The sequence below is a fragment of the Nonomuraea sp. JJY05 genome, assembly GCF_043496855.1.
Classification (GTDB): Bacteria; Actinomycetota; Actinomycetes; order Streptosporangiales; family Streptosporangiaceae; genus Nonomuraea.
This window is the reverse complement of the sequence record NZ_JBIEIS010000038.1, coordinates 43130-58615: the sequence shown is the minus strand read 5'-3', so window position 1 is coordinate 58615 and position 15486 is coordinate 43130. Positions and strand designations below refer to the sequence as shown.

At 71.4% G+C, this 15486-nt stretch carries 13 protein-coding genes; 2 read left to right on the top strand and 11 right to left on the bottom strand.

The window, feature by feature from the left end; all coding sequences use genetic code 11:
* Positions 1-21: 21 nt before the first annotated feature.
* From ACFKCF_RS44050 to ACFKCF_RS44040, 3 genes are read right to left on the bottom strand one after another with little or no spacing between them, the layout of a single operon-like run.
* The gene (locus tag ACFKCF_RS44050; protein WP_394501329.1) at positions 22-1023 is read right to left on the bottom strand and encodes a phosphotransferase family protein; all 1002 of its coding nucleotides are present in this window, start codon (positions 1021-1023) and stop codon (positions 22-24) included.
* Complete coding sequence (locus ACFKCF_RS44045) at positions 1020-2210, bottom strand: acyl-CoA dehydrogenase family protein (protein WP_394501328.1); 1191 nt, start codon at positions 2208-2210, stop codon at positions 1020-1022. Before ACFKCF_RS44045 ends, ACFKCF_RS44050 begins: the two co-directional genes overlap by 4 nt.
* 41 nt (positions 2211-2251) lie before the next feature.
* A complete protein-coding gene (locus ACFKCF_RS44040; RefSeq protein WP_394501327.1) occupies positions 2252-3046 on the bottom strand; it encodes a CPBP family intramembrane glutamic endopeptidase in 795 nt (264 codons plus the stop codon).
* A 61-nt stretch (positions 3047-3107) separates the two neighbouring features.
* Between ACFKCF_RS44040 and ACFKCF_RS44035 the strand changes: the two genes are divergently transcribed.
* A complete protein-coding gene (locus ACFKCF_RS44035) occupies positions 3108-3452 on the top strand; it encodes a DUF6285 domain-containing protein (protein WP_394501326.1) in 345 nt (114 codons plus the stop codon).
* 42 nt (positions 3453-3494) lie between these two features.
* Here the strand turns inward: ACFKCF_RS44035 and mctP are convergent, their stop codons facing one another.
* From mctP to ACFKCF_RS44020, 3 genes are all read right to left on the bottom strand, one after another.
* Positions 3495-5102 carry a monocarboxylate uptake permease MctP gene (mctP, locus tag ACFKCF_RS44030; RefSeq protein WP_394501325.1) on the bottom strand — a complete coding sequence of 536 codons (1608 nt, stop codon included), beginning with the start codon at positions 5100-5102 and terminating at the stop codon, positions 3495-3497.
* Positions 5099-5308, bottom strand: coding sequence for a DUF3311 domain-containing protein (locus tag ACFKCF_RS44025; protein ID WP_350734699.1), 210 nt, complete (start codon positions 5306-5308; stop codon positions 5099-5101). The genes mctP and ACFKCF_RS44025 overlap by 4 nt, the downstream gene beginning before the upstream one ends.
* A 393-nt stretch (positions 5309-5701) precedes the next feature.
* Positions 5702-6250 carry a VOC family protein gene (locus ACFKCF_RS44020; RefSeq protein ID WP_394501324.1) on the bottom strand — a complete coding sequence of 183 codons (549 nt, stop codon included), beginning with the start codon at positions 6248-6250 and terminating at the stop codon, positions 5702-5704.
* Positions 6251-6328: 78 nt separating this feature from the next.
* Here ACFKCF_RS44020 and ACFKCF_RS44015 point away from each other — a divergent pair, with 78 nt between their 5' ends.
* Positions 6329-7219: an SDR family oxidoreductase gene (locus ACFKCF_RS44015; protein ID WP_394501323.1), complete on the top strand. Its 891-nt coding sequence runs from the start codon at positions 6329-6331 to the stop codon at positions 7217-7219.
* A gap of 21 nt (positions 7220-7240) precedes the next feature.
* On the opposite strand, the gene ACFKCF_RS44010 is transcribed toward ACFKCF_RS44015, so the two are convergent.
* The 5 genes from ACFKCF_RS44010 to ACFKCF_RS43990 form a co-directional block, all read right to left on the bottom strand.
* Positions 7241-8218, bottom strand: a complete 978-nt coding sequence (locus ACFKCF_RS44010) for a helix-turn-helix transcriptional regulator (protein WP_394501322.1) — start codon at positions 8216-8218, stop codon at positions 7241-7243.
* Positions 8200-9786, bottom strand: a complete 1587-nt coding sequence (locus ACFKCF_RS44005; RefSeq protein WP_394501321.1) for a CocE/NonD family hydrolase — start codon at positions 9784-9786, stop codon at positions 8200-8202. Before ACFKCF_RS44005 ends, ACFKCF_RS44010 begins: the two co-directional genes overlap by 19 nt.
* 58 nt (positions 9787-9844) lie before the next feature.
* Positions 9845-13366 (bottom strand): S8 family serine peptidase, encoded by a 3522-nt coding sequence (locus tag ACFKCF_RS44000; RefSeq protein WP_394501320.1) that lies wholly within the window; start codon positions 13364-13366, stop codon positions 9845-9847.
* Positions 13367-13495: 129 nt separating this feature from the next.
* Positions 13496-14119: a TetR/AcrR family transcriptional regulator gene (locus tag ACFKCF_RS43995; protein ID WP_394501319.1), complete on the bottom strand. Its 624-nt coding sequence runs from the start codon at positions 14117-14119 to the stop codon at positions 13496-13498.
* A gap of 72 nt (positions 14120-14191) precedes the next feature.
* Positions 14192-15382 carry a cytochrome P450 gene (locus ACFKCF_RS43990; RefSeq protein ID WP_394501318.1) on the bottom strand — a complete coding sequence of 397 codons (1191 nt, stop codon included), beginning with the start codon at positions 15380-15382 and terminating at the stop codon, positions 14192-14194.
* Positions 15383-15486 lie beyond the last annotated feature (104 nt).

Below are 15486 nucleotides of genomic sequence, written 5' to 3'. Positions count from 1 at the left end.
GATCAAGCGTGCGGTCCGGGGTCACGTCGGGGCAACGGGTTTTCCGCGCAGCATGCGGAGCAGGTCCCACTCGTTCTCGCACACGCGCCGGCCGATCGCGGCCAGCTCGACCGACCGGGCGCCGCCGCGCAGGTGCCGCATGGTCTGCAGGACGCAGATGATGCCCCATTTGAGCACGCCGAACGTCTCCCACCAGCGCAGCGCGTCCCGGTCCACCGGGTGCCCGCCGGCGGCCTCGTACGCGTCGATCAGCTCGTCGTAGCCGCCGAAGCCGCCCACCGGCAGCGGCGAGCCGAACCGCCACGCCTTCACGCAGAGCCAGCCGAGGTCTTCGAGGGGGTCGCCGAGGTGGGCGAGCTCCCAGTCGAGCACCGCCCTGATCCCGTCGGGACCGACGATGAGGTTGCCGTTGCGGAAGTCGCCGTGCACGACCGTGCGCCGCGTGCCGGCGGAGTGATCGGCAGAGTGATCGGCAAAGTGATCGGCAGGGCGGTCGGCGGCCAGCCGGCGCAGCGCCAGCTCGAACACCGGGTGCGGCTCGCCGAGCAGGTCCAGCACGTCCCGCCAGCGCCGCAGCGGATCCTCCGCCTCCTCTGCGGGCGCCTCCTGCGCCAGGCAGGAGGGCGGCATGCGGTGGATCGCGGCGAGGGCCCGCCCGCACTGCGCGGCCAGCAGGGGCCGGGCCGCGGCGTAGGCGTCGTCGCGCAGGATCTTGCGCGGGATGGTCTCGCCGGCCACGCGGGTCATGAGGATGTACGACTCCCCGGCGGCGACGACCGCGGGCACCGGCACCCCGGCGTCGGACGCGGCCCGCATGAGCGCGGCCTCCGACGCGAGCGGGGCGCCCGCCTCCAGCGCGGCCCCGGGGGAGTCGAGCCGCAGGATCAGCTCGTGCCGCCCGGAGCCCGTGACGACGTTGAGGGCCCAGGTCTCCCGGGAGGCCCCGCCGGGCAGCCGGGCGCTGAAGGGCACCGACGCGCCCGCCCCGAACACCTCGCCGACGATCTCGTGGAGCCGGGTCATCGCAGGCCGAACTCCCAGTTGCCGCCCGCCGCGTACTCGCCCAGGATGCGCCGCCCCACCGCGTCGATGTGCACCTCGTCGGGCCCGTCGTAGATCCGGCCGGCCCGCGCGTGCCGGTACATCCGCTCCAGCGGCGTGTCGGGGGTGAGCCCGGCGGCGCCGTACACCTGGATGGCCCGGTCGATCACGTTGTGCAGCGTGCGCGCCCCGACCACCTTGATCGCGCCGATCTCCACCCTGGCCTGCGATCCGGCGTCGACGGCCTCGGCGGCGTCGAGCGTGAGCAGCCGGGCCGCCTGGATCTCGGCGTAGGAGTCGAACACGTGCTGGCGCATGAGCTGCTTCCTGGCCAGCGGCTCGCCGAACGCGGTCCGCTCCTGCAACCTGCGGCACATCAGGTCGAACGCCCGCTGCGCCTGCCCGAGCCAGCGCATGCAGTGGAAGATCCGGCCGGGCCCGAGCCGCTGCTGCGCGATGACGAACCCGTGACCGCGCGGGCCGAGCAGGTTCGAGGCGGGAACGCGGACATCCTCGTACCGGACCTCGCAGTGCGCCCCGTCGAGCCCCAGCACGGGCGTCTCGCGGACGATGCGGTAGCCGGGCGTGTCCGTCGGGACGAGGATCATGGAGAACGCCAGGTGGGGCGGCGCGTCCTGCTCGGTCCGGCACATCACAGTCGTGTACGCGGCCCGCGACGCCCCGGTCGTGAACCACTTGTGCCCGTTGATCACCCATTCGTCCCCGTCGAGCACCGCGGACGTCCTGATCTGGGTGGGGTCGCTGCTGGAGATCGACGGCTCGGTCATGGCGAAGCTGGGCCAGATGTCACCCCGCACCAGCGGCTCGAGGTAGCGCTCGCGCTGCTCGGGGGAGGCGTGCTCGTGCAGCATGAGCGAGTCCTGCAGCGTGAACGTGCCCAGCGCGAGCTGCCCGAACTCGCTGCGCCCCTGCACCTCGTTGACGTAGACGTAGCCGAGGAAGGGCAGGCCGCCGCCGCCCAGCTCGCGCGGGTGGCCGAGCGCCCACAGGCCCTCCTTCTTGGCCTCGGCCCGCAGCTCGTCAAGCGCCGCCGCGGCCTCGGGCCCGCCCGCGTGCAGCACCGGCTCGGCCGGCTCCACCCGCTCGGTCATGAACGCGTAGACGGCGTCGCGGATCGGCCGGACACCGTCGGGCACGGCGAAGCTCATGTGAGGATCTCATCCCGAAACCAGTTGCCCAGTCAATCAATTCACGGCAGCCAGCTCACGCGGCCGTGCAGGTAGGCGTACCCGACGAAGGCGACCGCGTCGATCAGCGTGTGCGCCACCACCAGCGGCATCGCGCGCCCCCAGCGCCGGTAGAGCCACCCGAACGCCACGCCCATGACGACGTTCCCGACGAACCCGCCGAACCCCTGATACAGGTGGTACGACCCCCGCAGCAGCGCCGACACCGCGACGGCCTTCCAGGGCGTCCACCCCGCCTGCCCGAGCCGGTGCAGCAGGTATCCGGCGACCAGCACCTCCTCCAGCACCCCGTTCTGCGCCGCCGCGAGCAGCAGCACCGGCACCTGCCACCACACCTGGGGGAGCTGGCCGGCGACGACGGTCAGGTTCACGCCCGTGGCCCACACCGCGAGGTAGAACGCCAGCCCGGTGCCGCCGATCGCGGCCGCCAGCACCGCCCCGCGCACCGTGTCGCGGCCCTTCTCCCGGAAGTCCACGCCGATCGTGCGCAGCGACTCCCCGGAGCGCACCATCAGGTACGTCACCAGCGCGACCGGCGCGACGCTGACGGCGATGTCGGCCAGCTGCAGCGCCAGGTCCAGCCACGGCCGCCCGGGCGCCATCGACCTGACCAGCACGGCCTGCTGGCCCTTCAGCTGCTCGGGCGCGGTGAGCGAGCCGATCAGCCGCAGCAGCGCCAGCAGGCCGCTGGCGCCGAGCGAGACCGAGAACACGACGAACAACTCGGCCCGGATGAGCCGGGGCCCGAGCGCCGGGGGCGGTCCCAGGGGAGAGGCGGTGGGAGACTCTGTGCGCATGGCCGCAGGCTAACTGTTCGTCGATCGGATGCGAGTAAATAGTGCCTTGGGGAGAAATCAGATGACATCTGCTCCGCACGACGTGCCCACGGCGGCCCAGCTCGTGGCCGCCGTCCGCGACTTCCTCCAGAGCGACGTGCTCCCGGCCGTGGACGGGCGGCTGCGCTTCCACACCCGGGTGGCGATCAACGTGCTCGGCATGGTGGAACGGGAGATCGCGCTCGGCCCCTCCCAGGCCGACGAGCACGCGGCGCGGCTGGCCGCGCTCGGCATGGCCGACGACGCCGAGCTGGCCGCCGCCATCCGCGAGGGCCGGATCGAGGACGACCACGCCCTCGTCACCGCCCTGGAGCAGGCCGTACGGGCGAAGCTGGCGGTCGCCAACCCCGCCTACCCGGAAGACTGACGGCCCGCCCCGCTCGCGGCGGGACGGGCCGTCATCCGGGGGTCAGTGCGAACCGGTCAGATCCAGGTCCTTGACCTTCGGGTCACCCTCGTCGGCGAAGTAGTCGTCGCGAGCCGTCGCGTCCTCGCCGTCGGCCACCTTGATCGCCCGGAACAGCAGCGTGAGCAGCGCCGCCACCGCCACGTTCACGGCCACCGCCACGAACCCGGGGTAGATCGTCATCTTGGTGTCGAAGCCCAGGTTCGACAGCGCGAACGCCGAGCCGCCGAAGTGCAGCTTGCCGCTGACGGGGTTCGGGATGAGGTAGAGCATCCACATGCCCGCCACCAGGCCGGCCGCCCAGCCCGCGATCAGGCCGCCCTTGTGGAACCAGCGCGTGTACAGGCCCAGGGCCACGGCCGGCAGCGTCTGCAGGATGATCACGCCGCCGATGAGCTGCAGGTCGATCGAGAACTGCGGGTCGAGCAGCAGGATGCACAGCACCGCGCCCACCTTGACCACCAGCGACACGATCTTGGAGACGTTGGCCTCCTCGCGGTCGCTGGCGTTCTTGTTGAAGTACTCGCGGTAGACGTTGCGGGTGAACAGGTTCGCCGCCGCGATCGACATGATCGCCGCGGGGACGAGCGCGCCGATGCCGACGGCCGCGTACGCGACGCCCGTGAACCAGTCGGGGAACATCTTGTCGAACAGCAGGGGCACGATCGTGTTGTTGTCGGCCTTGCCGTTGCTCATCACCGGCTTGACGCCGGCCGCGATGGCCATGAAGCCGAGCAGCGCGATCAGGCCGAGCACGAAGCTGTAGGCGGGCAGCGCGGACATGTTCCGCTTGATGACGTTGCGGTTCTTCGAGGCCAGCACGCCGGTGAGGCTGTGCGGGTAGAGGAACAGCGCCAGCGCCGAGCCGAAGGCCAGGGTCACGTACTGGAGCTGGTTGTTGGCGTTCAGGAGGATGCCGTCGCCCGGTGCCGGGGAGGCGTCGAACTTGGCCTTGGCCGCGTCGAAGATCGAGTCCCAGCCGCCCAGCTTGGCCGGGATGTAGATGACGGCCGCCAGGATCACGATGTAGATCAGCGTGTCCTTCACGAACGCGATCAGCGCGGGCGCCCGCAGGCCCGACTGGTAGGTGTACGCGGCCAGGATCGCGAACGCGATCACGATCGGCAGGTGCCCGGTGATGCCCATGGCCTTCAGCACCGACTCGATGCCGATGAGCTGGAGCGCGATGTACGGCATCGTCGCCACCAGCCCGGTGATCGCGATCACCAGCGCCAGCGTCGGCGACCCGAAGCGGGCCCGTACGAAGTCGGCAGGGGTGACGAACCCGTGCACGTGCGACACCGACCACATCCGCGCCAGCACCAGGAACACCAGCGGGTACACCACGACCGTGTACGGCAGCGCGTAGAACCCGATCGCGCCGGAGCCGAACACCAGCGCCGGCACCGCCACGAACGTGTAGGCGGTGTAGAGGTCGCCGCCCACCAGGAACCACGTGATCCAGGACCCGAAGCTGCGCCCGCCGAGCCCCCACTCGTTGAGGCTGGCCAGGTCGGTCGGCCGCCGCCACCGCGCGGCCACGAACCCCATGACGGTGACCAGCAGGAACAGCAGCACGAAGACGACCAGCTCGGTCGTGTGCCCGCTCACTTGGTCATCCTGTAGACGATGGTCGTGGACACGACGCCGACCACGATGAAGGCGAGCTGGAGCCAGTAGAAGAGCGGAAAGCCGAGCAGGCGGGGCTCGTCGGCGTTGAACAGGAACGTCAGCAGCGGCAGCACGATGGGCAGGATCAGCAGCCAGTTCCAGGGGCTGCGGTCGGTGCGTGGCTGCCCGGGTTCCCCGGTAGTCATCAACCCTCCGATGAGTGGATCTGGAGCCGGTTGTGACCGGTTCCTGACGGGTAGTCAATGGAGGGAGAGTAGCTTTGCGGTGGTATTAATCCAAATGTCGGCAATATTACGGTTTGGCCTAAAATCCTCAGCCATTGCCGGTGGGCCCACACGCGTCACCCAGAAACCATAAACACTCCTCCGCCGCACGCCTCCCTCAGATCGCCGAATGGTCCCTTCCCCGCGCCGAACGGTCCCGCCCCTTCGGCCCCCGCGGATGGCGGGATCGGGGGGACGTCGGGGGCGGACCTGAGCGGCGTGCGGGCGTTGTGCGACGTCGGGGGCGACGAGTCGCGGGGTGCGCGCCTTGGAGCCGCGCCGCCGGTCGGCGGTTCGGAGCGCCGCGTCGGCGGGTCAGACGGTGCGGTCGGCGGCGGTTCTGGGCTCGTGGCGGACGTCCCCCGGCTGCCCCACCCGCCGCGTCCAGGCCGCGAACTCCACCAGCACCCCATCGGGATCCTTGAAGTAGATCGACCTGACGAACACCCCGTCATGCATCTCCGGCGCCACCCCGAACTCGCTGTCGTCGTGGTTGAGCACCACCCCCACGTCCACCCCCTTGGCCGCGAGCCGCTCCCGGTACTCCTCGATCCGCTCCGGCGGCACGTCGAAGGCGATGTGGTTCATCGACCCGACCGCCGACAGCAGTTCCCCCCGATCCGGCAGGTTCTTCGGCGCCGACACCCCCGGCACGCCCTCGGGCGCGTCCGGGAACCAGAAGAACGCCAGCGCGTTCCCGCCCCCGCAGTCGAAGAAGAAGTGCTGGCCCCAGCCCATGGGCAGCTCGATCGTCTTGATCAGCGGCATGCCCAGCACGCCGGAGTAGAAGTCGACGGTCTGCTTCATGTCCGAGCAGACCAGCGCGACGTGGTTGACCCCGCGGAGCTCGAATTCGCTGTTCATAGTAACTCCGTACTTATCACAGAACCCTACGAAAAAAGATGACACGAGGTGTCGGGTATTCGGGGAACGATCGGTCCCATGATTGCTTTGGTGGCGGGGGCGACCCGCGGAACGGGACGGGGTATCGCGGTCGCGCTGGGCGCGGCCGGCGCGACGGTCTACTGCACGGGCAGGAGCACGCGGGAGCGGCGCTCGGAGATGAACCGGCCGGAGACCATCGAGGAGACGGCGGAGCTGGTGACCGCGGCCGGCGGGAGGGGCGTCGCGGTCCAGATCGACCACCTGGACCCCGGCCAGGTCGAGGCGCTGGCCGAGCGGGTGGAGCGTGAGCAGGGCAGGCTCGACGTGCTGGTCAACGACGTGTGGGGCAGCGACCACCTCTGGGAGTGGGACACCCCGGTCTGGAAGCACGACATGGACAAGGGCTTCCGGCTGCTCAGGCTGGCGGTCGACACGCACATCATCAACAGCCGCCACCTGCTCCCGCTGCTGATCAGGAACGAGGGCGGCCTGGTCGTCGAGGTCACCGACGGCACCTGGGCCTTCAACGAGACCCGCTACCGCGAGAACGTCTACTACGACCTGGCCAAGGTCTCGGTGAACCGGCTGGCCTTCGCCTGGTCGCGCGAGCTGCGCCCGTACGGGGGGACCGCGGTGGCGGTGACGCCCGGGTTCCTGCGCTCGGAGGCCATGCTCGACAACTTCGGCGTCACCGAGGACAACTGGCGCGAGGCGAAGGTGGACGTCACCTGGATGGTCTCCGAGACCCCCGCGTACGTCGGCAGGGGCGTCGCCGCCCTCGCCACCGATCCCGACCGGCAGCGCTGGTCGGGCAGGTCGGTCTCCAGCGAGGACCTGGCCGGCGCGTACGGCTTCACGGACGTGGACGGCAGCCGCCCGCGGGTGTGGAGCTTCATCACGGAGGTACGGGAGCCGGGCAAGGACACCGACCCGGCCGAGTACCGCTGACCCGGCAGCGGTCAAGGCCGGTCAAGGCCGGTCAAGGTCAGTAGAGGGGCTGTCAGAGGGCCGGTAGAGGGCCGACATGCGGGCGGCCGCGTCGGCGATCAGCTCCCGCAACTCCGGCGGGTCCAGCACCTCAGCCTCCGGCCCGAACCGCAGCACCTGCGAGTACGCCACCGGCACCGACTCCACCGCCAGGCGCACCGTCCCGTCCGGCTGGAGCGAGGCGAGCGCGTCGTCGAGCGCGGCCGGGTCGGCGATGTGCCGCAGCATCCGCACCCCCCGCTCGCTGAGCCGCAGCGTGACCACGTCCCGCAGCAGCGACCGGGTGAACTCCGCCGACCGCTCCGCCCAGAAGGCGGCCAGGTCGAAGGAGGGCTCCCGGTCGAACGGCTCGGCGAGCACGGACACCGCGCCGAACCGGTGCACCCGGAAGATCAGGAACCGGGTCCCGAGCCGCGCGGTCAGGTACCAGGCGCCCGCCTTGAGCACCAGCCCGTACGGCTCCAGCGTGCGCACCTTCCCCTTGTAGACGGCCGAGACGCGGCGGTCGTTCCACACGGCCCTGGCCAGCGGCGCGAGCGCCTCCGGCGGCGGGTCGCCGCCGCCGTACCAGCCGGGCGCGTCCAGGTGGAAGCGCTGCGCCGCGACGGCCGGCGCGTCCCGCAGCGCGGGGGAGAGCGCGGCGGCGGCCTTCAGCCGGGCCGTGGCCGCCACCTCCTCCAGCCCCATCTCCCGCAGCGCCGCCGGCACCCCCGACAGGAACAGCGCCTCGGCCTCGGCCCGGTCCAGCCCGGTCAGCCGCGTGCGGTACCCGTCCAGCAGCCGGTAGCCGCCGCCCCGCCCCCGGTCGGCGTACACGGGCACGCCCGCCTCCGCCAGCGCGAGCACGTCCCGGTGCACGGTCCGCTCGGAGACCTCCAGCTCCTTGGCCAGCTCGGCCGCCGTCATCCCGCCCCGGCCCTGCAGCAGCAGGACCAGCGACATCAGCCGCGAGGCGCGCACAGCGGCAGCACCACGGCGGAGGGACGGTCGGGGGAGTGGAACACCTCGACGTCGGCGGGCACCATCGCGCCGTCGCCCCCGCCGAGGGGGTCGCCGTTGCCCGGGTTGCGGGCGATCGTCGGGTACGCCCCGGCCGCCACGTGCACCCTGATCCGGTGGTCGCGCCCGAACCGGTGCGCGATCGGCCACAGATCCACGCGGACCCGCCGTACCCCGTCCTGGGAGTCCGACGCCGACAGGCGGCGCACGCCCTCGCACACGTTGAACGAGCGCCCGTCCGGGTGCACGTCGCACACCCGCACCACCACGTCCACGTACGGCGTGCTCGACCGCACGAACAGCTCGCCCCGCACCGGCCCGATCATCTCCACGTCCGACTCCAGTGCCGCCGAACTGTACACCAGCACGTCGCGCCGCTGTTCCAGCCGCCGCTGATCGCGCGGCCGGGAGTCGCCGAGCAGGACCGGCCCGCCGATCACCGGCGTCGGATGGGAGGGGTGGTAGCGGAACCGGTCGGGCGGGGTGTCGAGGGGCCCGTCGGTCCCCAGCCCGAACCCGTGCTGCAGGTGCCAGCGCTGCTCCCGCATCCCTGGCACCGGCCAGTCAGGGTAGTCGCGCCACTCCTCGGCGCCCGTCACGTACAGGCGCACGGGGTCGGGCCGCAGCCCGGAGCGGTCGCCCAGCAGGTGCGCGCGGAACCAGGCCAGCGACTCGGCCATGGCGGGCCGCCCGTGCCGGGTGTCGATGTGGTACCAGGGCCCGATCGTCAGGTACGGCCGCCGCCCCGCGGCCCGCATCCCCGCGTAGTCCTTGAGCTGCCACGGCAGGAAGACGTCGTACCAGCCGCCCAGCATGGTGACGGCCGCGTCCACCTCGCCCACCCTCGGCGAGAAGTCGCGCTGCCTCCAGTAGGGGACGTCCGGGTGGGCATGGTGCATGAGCAGGTCCTGGTAGAACCGGAGCGGCCGCCCGGCCGAGGCCAGGTCCAGCTCGGCCACGGGGCGGCCCGACAGGACCGCCCGGCGGGTCAGCCGGGGCGCGGTCAGCACGGCGGCGCCGCCGAACCGGCGCGACATGCCGTCGGTGAGCGTGGTCCAGCTCAGCGCCGACTCCAGCGCGAACGCGCCGCCCACGTAGGCCGCGTCCCTGAACTGGGAGGCGGTGATCTGCGTGGCCATGGCCTTCAGCTCGGGCCCGGCGTAGGGCGCGACGGCCCACTGCGTGTAGCCGAGGTAGGAGGGGCCGAACATCCCGAACGAGCCGCCGTACCAGGGCTGCCTGCGCAGCCAGGCGATGGTGGCGAGGCCGTCGTCGTGCTCGTCGCCGAGCGGGTCGAGCAGCCCGCCGGAGCCGAAGCCGCCGCGGCAGCTCTGGATGACGACGTGGAAGCCCTGCCGGGCGAAGCCGCGGCCGAAGTACCAGCCGAACAGGCCGCGCCGGCCGTACGGGGAGCGCATCAGGATGACGGGGGCCCGCTCGCCTCCGGCCGGGGCGTAGTGGTCGGCCAGGAGTGTCACGCCGTCGGGCATCGGAACGGGAAGATCCCGCTGGAGCCGCACGCGTCTCATGTACTAACCAGTAACAGATGCCCCCGGGCCGTGACAGCCCGGGGGCACCCGTGGGCCGCTACGGGGTCGCCCGGTCGGGGCGCTCCGAGATGCGGACGGCGTTCACGATCGTGGCGCCCTGCCGGGTGGCGAAGCGCACGTTGAGCTGGCCGTCGGTGACCTTCACCGTGTACTGCCTGCTCACCGCCGTGTACGTGCCCGCCTCCAGGGCCAGGTCGAGCGCCGGGATCGCCAGCTGCCCCTCGACGAGGACGTCGAAGACCCGCTTGCCCGGCTGCGTGCTCTTCAGATCGGCGAAGTCCAGCTCGACGGTGTACGTGCCGGCGGGCACGTTGTCGAAGCGGTACTCCAGCATCTTCTCCCTGGCGGTCCTGAACAGCGCCTGGTCGGCGGTGCCCGCGATGGTCCTGGACGTGCTCGACGTGCTGGTCGAGGTCGCCACGTAGCCGTAGCCGCCCGCGGCGTACTTCTTGTCGGGCGTCCAGGTGTCACCGGCGCTGTCGACCACGTTCTTCGTGGCGCCCGTGTCGATGGCGACCTGCAGCTTCGGCACCACGACCGACACCTTGATCTCGATGGTCGGCTGCCGGCCGCTGGCGGAGCGGACGAGGAGCGTGCCGGTCTTGACCGTGCCGGGCGCGACGCCGGCGCTGGAGAGCGTGGCCTTCAGCGTCACCTTCTGCCCCTTGGCCAGCTCGCCCGAGGCCGGCGTCGTGGCGAACCACGGCTCCGAGACCACCGTGTACGGCGTCGGCGAGCCCAGGTTCGTCAGCTCCAGCGTCCTGGTGCGGGTGGACCCGGCCGGCATCACCACGGTCAGCTCGCCCGCCGACGCGCTCACCTGGCCGGTGACCAGCGCCGTGTCGATCCGCGTCACCGTGGTGGGCGCGATCGTGACGGCCTTGGTGAAGGTGCCGTAGTGCTCCTTGGACACCACGACCTCGTAGTCGCCGGCCAGCACCTGCCCGTAGAACGAGCCGTCCGCGCCGGTCGTGAACGTGGCCACGTCGCCCACCTTGACCGTCGCCCCGGCCAGCGGCTTGCCGTCGTTGGCGTCGGTGACCGCGCCGGTGACCAGGCCGTGCCGGCTGGCCGTGAACGTCAGGCCCTGCCCGGTGGACAGCACCGGCTCCTCGTAGGAGTAGAGCATGGCGTCGGTGCCGCCCGCGTTCTCGATGCCGACGGTGGCGCTGGAGCCCTGCTCCCGCTCGCTGTCGATGTCCTTGTACCGGAAGCCGATCGAGCCGTCCTCGCCCAGCAGCGCCGAGAACGACACCCGCTGGTCGTCGGCGTTGTAGAAGGTCGCGTTGCGCCACTCCACGACGAACGTCCGGTGCGGCGCCGTGCCCGTCACCCCGGTGTAGACCCCGGCCGCGGCGTCCACGATGAGGTCGTCCCAGTACGGGTAGACCGCGTTGTTGGGCGTGGTCGTCGTCGGCAGCCGGCCGTTGCTGCCGGTGGTGATCCGGTCGGTGGCGAACGAGACGTACCCGTTCGTGCCGATCCACGCCTTGCCGTACCCCGTGCCGTAGTACGGGATCGGGAACGGCAGCGTCACCTGCACGGCCTCGTCGTCGCCGCTCAGCGCCAGCTTCTCGGTGCCCGCCGCGTACGCCTGCGCGCCGCTCCGGCAGGTGTAGCCGAAGTTGTCGCCGCGCAGCGGCAGCTCGATGTCCTTGGTCACGTCACCGGCCACCGAGACGGACGCCGTCGTGCCGCTGGAGCAGCGGGACACCGGCGTGATCTTCAGCTCGTAGTCGCCGTGCGGCAGCGTCAGGCTGTAGCGGCCCGAGGCGTCGGTCACGGCGCTCACCGGCGTGCCGGTGGCCTCCACCGTCGCGCCCGCCTCCGGCGTGCCCGCGGTGCTGACCGTGCCGGACACCACGCCGGACTGCTGTCTGGTCATGGCCACGTCCGCGGTCGTGGACTGCCCGGTCGTGATCGTGGCCGTCGCGCTCGCCTTGTCGTAGCCGAACTTCTCCGCGCTGACCTGGTAGTCGCCGGGCAGCAGGCGCGGCACGGCGTACGTGCCGTCCTGGCCGGTCGTCACCGTACGGCTCAGCGGCCCCGAGACCGTGACCGTCACGCCCGCCACGGGGGAGCCGCCCGAGGTGACGGTGCCGCGCAGGTCGCCGAGGTCCTCGTGCGGCGCGGCCTGCACGGCGGCGTAGGTGTCGAGCCGGCCCTCGCCCCAGACGTTGTTGTCGGCCGCGGTGCCGCCGCAGCTGGTGTCGCTGACGTCGACGGCGGTGCTGTCGAGCAGCGGGCGGGTGGCCGCCACCCTGCCCTGCAGGCCGGGCGAGCCCGACCAGATCAGCGCCACCGTGGCCGCCACGTGCGGCGAGGCCATCGAGGTGCCGGTGAAGCTGCTGTAGGTGTTGCCCGGGGTCGAGGAGCGCACGTTGACGGCCGGGGCCGCGATGTTCGGCTTGATCTCGCCGTTCTCGCCCTCGCCCTTGCTGGAGCGGTTGTACAGCGCGTTGTTGATGTCGAAGCCGCCCGCGCTGTAGCTGTCCACGTACTGGCCGGGCGAGCCGCTGGTGCGGCAGGCGGGGCCCTCGTTGCCGTTGGCGAACGCCGGGAAGATCCCGGCCGCGACCCACGCCTCGACCGTCTCCTTGTACCAGGGGTCGTAGCCGTCGCCGCCCCAGGAGTTGTTGACGATGTCGGGGGCCAGGTCGGGGCGCGGGTTCTGGCCGTTCAGGTCGGTCGGCGCCAGGACCCACTGCCCGGCCGCCAGCAGGGAGGCGTCGGTGCAGGTGTTGAGCTCGCAGCCCTTGGCGGCGATCCACTTGGCGCCGGGCGCGACGCCGATGCCGTTCGCGCCGACCATCGTGCCCATGGTGTGGGTGCCGTGGCCGTTGTTGTCGCAGGGCGCGGCGGCCGGGCAGACGCGCGCCGGGTCGAACCAGTTGTAGTCGTGCGTGAACGTGCCGTCCTGGTTCCTGCCGCGGTAGCTCTGGACCAGGTCGGGGTGGTCGAACTGGGCGCCGGAGTCGATGTGGGCGATCACGATGCCCTCGCCGCGGTTGCCCAGCTCGCTCCAGACGCGCGGGGCGTTGACCCGGTCGATGTTCCACTCGACGGCGACTTCTGATGTCGCCGAGTCCGCGACGTTCACCTTGGCCTCGGCCTTGCCGGGCGTGGGGTCGGGCAGCTTGACGGTGCGGACCGGCTGGATGCTCTCGACGTCGGACAGCTTGGCGATCTCGCCCGCCAGCTTCGCGTCGGCGGTCACCCGTACGGCGTTGACGATCCAGTACGGGGTGTAGTCGGTGTTTCGGGAGTCGAGCAGCTTGCGCAGGCCCGCCTGGGAGGTGGCGGCTCGCTCGGTCTTAGCCTCGAAGACCAGCTCGGCCTTCGTGTCCTTGGCGACGGCCCGGCGGGCGCCGCTCAGGTCGGCCGCCCCTTTCATCCGGACCCAGAAGGTGGCCTTGTCGTCCTTGTCGAGCTGCGCCTGGACGGCGGCGTCGATCTTCGCAGGCTCCGGCGCGGCCAGCGCCGGGGCCTGCGGGACGCATAAGCCTGCGGTGACGGCGATCCCGGCCAGGACCGCACGCCAGCGGGGGGTGTTGAGCACGCGACTCTCCTTCGAGTCCCTCGAGACAAGAGGTGATCTTTACGCCTCTGTCGAGAAGCGTGAAGAGATCTTGTCGGGAAAGCAAGAGGTGTCGCGAAATGTAACGTGACTGCCTGAAATGTAATCTGGTCAGCTGAAATGTCGCTGATAGCCGACTTGTCGCATGATCGCCAGGAAGTACTCCTTGATCTGCTCGGCGCCCTCGTCGTCGGGGTGGCCGACCAGATGGCCCGTCACCGCGCTGGTCAGCAGCTCCTGCACCACGTCCAGGTCGAGGTCCGGCGGGAGCTCCCCGCGCTCGCGGGCCGCGGCCAGCGCCTCGCGCACCACCGCCGCCCGCCGCCCGCCGTTGGTCTCCCGGTACGTGCTGACCAGCTCGGGATAGTCGTCGACCGCGCCGAAGACCCGCCGGAGCAGGACCCGGTTGCGCGGATCGGCAAGGTGCAGCGCCCATTCGGCGAACATGTGGTCGAGGTCGCGCCAGCCGGTGACGGCGGGGTCGTTGTCGTGCAGGGCCCACTGCAGGGTGCGCACCAGCAGCGCCGTCTTGTCGGCGTACCTGCGGTAGACCGTCGCCCTCGTCACGCCGGCCCGCTTGGCGACCTGCTCGATGCTGGTCTGCTGTGCGCCGTACTCGATGAGCAGGTCGAGCGCGGCCGCCAGGATGGCCGTGTCGGCCTCCTGGTTGCGCGGCCGTCCGGCCGGTCGCGCGGCTCGCGTGCCGGTCGTGGCGAGGTCGTCGGTGCTCATCATGCGCGGCGGGTCACCATCTTGTCGTAGAGGCGGTCCGGCAGGAGTCTATTGACCCACAGCGGACGAGGCCGCTCATCGCCGGACGTCCCAGGTCACCGGGAGGCTGTGGACCCCGTAGATGAGCATGTCGGTACGGAGCGGCACCTGCTCCGGCTCGACCGCGAGCCGCAGCGACGGGAACCGCCTGAACAGCGCCGGGTAGCCGGCCCGCATCTCCACCCTGGCCAGCTGCTGGCCCAGGCACTGGTGCACGCCGTGGCCGAAGCCCACGTGCCCGCCGGTGTCCCGGCGCAGGTCGAGGACGTCGGGGTCGGGGAAGCGGCCCGGGTCGCGGTTGGCGGACGGCACCGAGACCGTCACCGTCTCACCGGCCCTGACCAGCTCGCCGCCCAGCTCGACGTCCTCCAGCGCCGTACGGACGAGGAAGGGGATGATCGTGAGGTAGCGCAGCAGCTCCTCCACCACCTGGTCCACCCGGCCGGGCTCCTCGCGCAGGACGGCCAGCTGGCCGGGGTGGCGCAGCAGCGCGAACGTCCCCAGGGCGAGCATGTTGGCGGTGGTGTCGAGCCCGGCGCCGAGGAGCATGAAGCCGATGTTGGCCAGCTCCTCGTCGGTGAGGTCGCTCCTGGTCAGGCCGCTGAGCAGGTCGTCGGTGGGCTTCGCCCGCCTGGCCACGACCAGGTCGCGCATGCGCGCCTGCATCGTCAGGAACGTGGAGATCTTCCGCTCCTGCGTGGCGTCCGGCCGCACCAGCTCGGTGGCCTCGGCCATGAAGCCCGCCCGCTCCTCGTCCGGCACGCCGAGCAGCTCACAGATCACCACCGCCGGGACCGGCGCCGCGAACGCCTCCACCAGATCGGCCGGCGGGCCCTGCCGCTCCATGAGGTCGAGCCGGTTTTCGGTGATCTCCTCGATGCGTTCGGCGAGCAGGCGCATCCTGCGCACCGTGAACTCGCCGGTGAGCAGGTGGCGGTAGCGGGTGTGCTCGGGCGGGTCCATCCCGATGAACATCCCGGGCGGGCTCGGCCGGCCCGTGGCGGTGCTCTCTACGGGGACGTGCCGCAGCTCGGAGCGGGCGCTGAAGCGCCGGTCGGCCAGCACCTCGCGCACGAGCGCGTGACTGGTGACCAGCCAGCCCAGATGGCCGTCGGGATAGGCCAGGCGGGTGATGGGGGCGCTGGCGCGCAGCTTGGCGAGGTCGTCGGGAGGGTCGAACGGGTTCGGCCGCACGGTGGGAAGGGTGATCGCCTCGATCTCGGACATTGGGGTCTCCTCTCTCATGAATACAGTACAGCTCTGTATTCAAATATGGGCGCCCGGGGGGGCGGGTCGGTGGGTCGGCGTTGCGCGATCATGGTCCGCCGGTT

Coding starts and splice junctions, on each gene's coding strand:
- ACFKCF_RS44050 (WP_394501329.1), bottom strand. CDS start 1,023: ATGACCCGGCTCCACGAGATCGTCGGCGAGGTGTTCGGGGCGGGCGCG.
- ACFKCF_RS44045 (WP_394501328.1), bottom strand. CDS start 2,210: ATGAGCTTCGCCGTGCCCGACGGTGTCCGGCCGATCCGCGACGCCGTC.
- ACFKCF_RS44040 (WP_394501327.1), bottom strand. CDS start 3,046: ATGCGCACAGAGTCTCCCACCGCCTCTCCCCTGGGACCGCCCCCGGCG.
- ACFKCF_RS44035 (WP_394501326.1), top strand. CDS start 3,108: ATGACATCTGCTCCGCACGACGTGCCCACGGCGGCCCAGCTCGTGGCC.
- ACFKCF_RS44025 (WP_350734699.1), bottom strand. CDS start 5,308: ATGACTACCGGGGAACCCGGGCAGCCACGCACCGACCGCAGCCCCTGG.
- ACFKCF_RS44020 (WP_394501324.1), bottom strand. CDS start 6,250: ATGAACAGCGAATTCGAGCTCCGCGGGGTCAACCACGTCGCGCTGGTC.
- ACFKCF_RS44015 (WP_394501323.1), top strand. CDS start 6,329: ATGATTGCTTTGGTGGCGGGGGCGACCCGCGGAACGGGACGGGGTATC.
- ACFKCF_RS44005 (WP_394501321.1), bottom strand. CDS start 9,786: ATGAGACGCGTGCGGCTCCAGCGGGATCTTCCCGTTCCGATGCCCGAC.
- ACFKCF_RS43995 (WP_394501319.1), bottom strand. CDS start 14,119: ATGATGAGCACCGACGACCTCGCCACGACCGGCACGCGAGCCGCGCGA.
- ACFKCF_RS43990 (WP_394501318.1), bottom strand. CDS start 15,382: ATGTCCGAGATCGAGGCGATCACCCTTCCCACCGTGCGGCCGAACCCG.